Source organism: Bacteroides sp. AR29 (assembly GCF_900217715.1).
Lineage (GTDB): Bacteria > Bacteroidota > Bacteroidia > Bacteroidales > Bacteroidaceae > Bacteroides > Bacteroides uniformis.
In genome coordinates, this window is record NZ_OBMS01000056.1 from 1 (window position 1) to 2,600 (window position 2,600).

The 2,600-nt window shown below is 37.3% G+C and carries 2 protein-coding genes; both read right to left on the minus strand.

All coding sequences use genetic code 11. The annotated features are described in order from the left end of the window. Positions 1 to 1,404: 1,404 nt before the first annotated feature. Positions 1,405 to 1,638 (minus strand): hypothetical protein, encoded by a 234-nt coding sequence (locus tag CSD97_RS18635; protein ID WP_057088420.1) that lies wholly within the window; start codon positions 1,636 to 1,638, stop codon positions 1,405 to 1,407. A 4-nt stretch (positions 1,639 to 1,642) separates the two neighbouring features. Next, the gene (locus tag CSD97_RS18640; protein WP_098032910.1) at positions 1,643 to 2,323 is read right to left on the minus strand and encodes a recombinase family protein; all 681 of its coding nucleotides are present in this window, start codon (positions 2,321 to 2,323) and stop codon (positions 1,643 to 1,645) included. Between the last annotated feature and the right edge of the window lie 277 nt (positions 2,324 to 2,600).

Sequence of the window (2,600 nt, forward strand, 5' to 3'; positions counted from 1 at the left end):
GGCCGTTCCCCGACCGATGAGTTTTCTAGAGATAAATAATGCGTGACACAGTTTATTTTACACTACCCTTTTAACCGGACTCTCTATTGTAACTGTCATCATGGAACGGATACATAGTGAATTGTTGAATATTTTATTAGCCTTTCCATGCCGTATGTACCAGATGAATCATGAAGAAACCGGCTTCTCTATGTCATATATGGTGTGTATGCGTTTTACACACTCTGAGGATAGACTGTTTTTATTGCGTAAATCATTGATGTATAATCCAATAACCGTATTATATTGAATTCTGAACCAACCGATACTTTGAACGTTTTACACCCCTGAAAGCTATATCTACCCCCTTGGAGTTGGCATTTACACCCTTAATACAGAATATCCCTGGTCTTATCTGTAAACATTGGTAGCTTCTTCACGTAAGAGTAAACTGAAAGCCAATTGTATAATAACTATACTATAAGATATCCATTATACTACTCACTCAGGCGGCGTGAGCCTACATCTGACGAAAGAGAGAAAAATTATTATATCCTAAAATCAACTTTTTTTCTTAAAATTGGGTTTATTACTTATAAATGATATGTTTTAAAGGAAAAAAAATTGATTGCGTTCCGTTTACTCTCCATTGGTCAAATTGAATACCCGAAAATGTTGCATATGTAAAATCAATAATAGACTAATGAACCAGCATGACACAATTCATTTACTTCAGAACTTAATAAAATAATTCATATCCGATTATAACCAACATCACCCAGCCGGAAATAGGTTCAATAGTTCACTTCCAATATACCTCATTTGCTTAAGGTGGCAATTACAAAACAACGAACTATAATCACTATCTCTATTTGACTTTATTATGATCCGGCAGTTGTTTGTTTCTTCCTACCCTCAAAAAGCAAGAAGCGGGGAAAGCAGGGCGGGAAACTATAAAACCTGTTTTGACAAGGTAAAATTAAAGAGGTTATACAAGCATCATTTCCGCCCACATTTTCCGCTCTCTTTTTCTCTTGAGGCGGGAAAATAAAATCCAATCACAATCAATACTACCAATTATCCCGACTATCATAAGATATGAACCAGTCCTGACAACTATTATCAATCAACAAAAATATCCTTAATCTCACAACCCAAATTCAGACAGCACTATAAAGACCGGAATAAAAAAATCTCCAGTCGTTTTTCTTTTATCCCACCATTCACAGTTCCGGATGAGATGATTGTCGGCAAAAAAATATAAAACTATGCCGATATTATTCATCCGGTTAAGAATATGGTGAATGACAGATAAAAAAACATTTAACCTGATTATATTCTCTTCTGCTACCATCATCTCCAACTACTCCGGAAGAAAGAAAAAAAAGAAACCAAGCATTACCTCGGTTTCTCTTCTTGGTTTGATTATAACAGATTGAGTTCTGTTTCTTCTCCATTCTGATAGCAATAGATGTCTAAATTTTCAGTAGTCATCCATTGGCAACTGTTAAGTCTGAATCCGTATCTCTCCTCAATGGTTGAGAGAAAATCCTCAAAATTCTCATAGTTCTCCGATTCTCTCAGTTCTTCGTCCGTCAGCCTTATGATATTCAGGCAGCCGACAAAAAAGTCTAGAATCAATACATATTTAGGCTCCATAATTTCAATCCTCTTTTAAGTTATACCTTTTCAATAATATACTCACCTGCGAAGCTCTGAACTCCTTCCCCATAGCTGTAACAAACCCTTCACTGTTCAGGATTCTCGCCATTTCAGACAGACTCCGTTCTTCTTTCACCAGACTTTTCAACAATGCCACCGCCCTCTTGTTGTTAGGGTTGTCAAGAGCTTTCTGGTGATTTGTCATGTTACTGTTCATTATAGCCCGTCCCCAATTATTCATCAGGTTCTCAGGCTTTCCCAGTTTCATACCTCTGGCTTTCTTCGCTTTCAGGGATTGCTTCGTTCTCTGTGATATAAGGTTCGCCTCATATTCAGCTATCGACGAGATGATATGTAGTACAAGTTTGTTGGCCTCCGGAAAATCACAGAATACGATCTCGACATCACTCTCCAACAATTTACTGGTGAAGGCTACATTCCGACTTAATCTATCCAATTTTGCTACAATCTGGACAGAATTTGTTTTTCTGCATAACTCCAAAGCTTCAGTAAGTTTGGGTCTGTCAGATTTCTTTCCGCTCTCTGTCTCGATATATTCAGCAACCGTTTTTCTGTCCTTCAGGTAATTCCGTATTATTTCTCTCTGTGCCTCAATTCCAAGTCCCGAGATTTCCTGCTTTTGCGTACTTTGTCTCAGGTAGGCTATATAAGTCTGTTTCATACTCTTTTATTTAACATTCTTTAATCTGCTTCTCGAATACCCAACGATCGTTCAGTATCCTTTAAGCTTCAGGGTTTTATAAAAAAGGCTTTCCATGAGATTTCGAGTTCCTATAAAATCTACTCCCTCACAGAAAGCCGGTTGTCACATTTCCCGATTTCTCAGAGAACCGCTAATACCTTATGTAGCTAACACTTGAAAAGGGACCCGGGTAGCATTTGAAACGTGTACCACCCGATAGGTTTTGCAAAGTTAATTAAATTTGTTTATTTATCAT

What these genes read in the sequence shown, in the direction of transcription:
- CSD97_RS18640 (WP_098032910.1), bottom strand. Translation starts at nt 2,323, where the DNA reads ATGAAACAGACTTATATAGCCTACCTGAGACAAAGTACGCAAAAGCAG.
- CSD97_RS18635 (WP_057088420.1), bottom strand. Translation starts at nt 1,638, where the DNA reads ATGGAGCCTAAATATGTATTGATTCTAGACTTTTTTGTCGGCTGCCTG.